The sequence below is a fragment of the Pectobacterium sp. 1950-15 genome (assembly GCF_037136835.1).
Lineage (GTDB): Bacteria > Pseudomonadota > Gammaproteobacteria > Enterobacterales > Enterobacteriaceae > Pectobacterium.
In genome coordinates this window covers 1-835 of record NZ_JBBBQR010000043.1, presented here as the reverse complement: position 1 = coordinate 835, position 835 = coordinate 1, and the positions used below count along the sequence as shown (strand labels likewise).

Below are 835 nucleotides of genomic sequence, written 5' to 3'. Positions count from 1 at the left end.
GGATAACGTCATCAACGCGGCCGAATCCGGTCAGACGATAGCCGTCACCGGTAAAGTCGATAACGACGTCAAAGCGGGTGATGCAGTTACTGTTAAGGTCGGCACCGAGACTTACCAGACCACCGTTAATGCCGATGGCAAAACCTGGAGCGTCAACGTTCCCGGCTCTGTACTGGCCGCCAACGGTGATGTGAGTGCTACCGTCACCACCCGTGACACCGCAGGCAACGCCACCACGGCCAATACCAGCCACGCTTACGGTGTCGATACGGTTGCGCCAACCGCATCGATATCTATCGATAACGTCACCAGCGATAACGTGATTAACGCGGCTGAATCCGGCCAGACGATTGCGGTGACCGGTAAAGTCGATAACGATGTCAAAGCGGGCGATGCCATTACCGTTAAGGTCGGCACCGAGACCTACCAGACTACCGTCAATGCTGATGGCAAAACCTGGAGTGTCAACGTACCGGGCTCTGTATTAGTTGCGAATGGCGATATCAGCGCGACAGTCACCACACGCGATGCGGCAGGCAATGTCACCACCGCCAATACGACTCATGCCTACGGTGTAGACACCGTTGCGCCAACTGCCTCGATTACTATTGACGATGTGACGTCGGATAATGTCATCAATGCCAGCGAGTCTGGCCAGACGATAGCGGTCACCGGTAAAGTGGATAACGACGTGAAAGCGGGCGACGCGGTTACCGTTAAAGTCGGTACCGAAACCTACCAGACCACCGTCAATGCCGATGGTAAAACCTGGAGCGTGAACGTGCCGGGAGCAGTGCTGGCCGCCAATGGCGATATCAGCGCGACAGTCACCACA

General features: G+C 56.0%; 1 protein-coding gene. It reads left to right on the top strand.

Features of this window, described 5'->3' with window-relative positions; genetic code table 11:
• Positions 1–835 (top strand): Ig-like domain-containing protein (locus WCT94_RS20695; protein WP_336871594.1); only part of this gene is annotated, 835 nt, incomplete at both ends.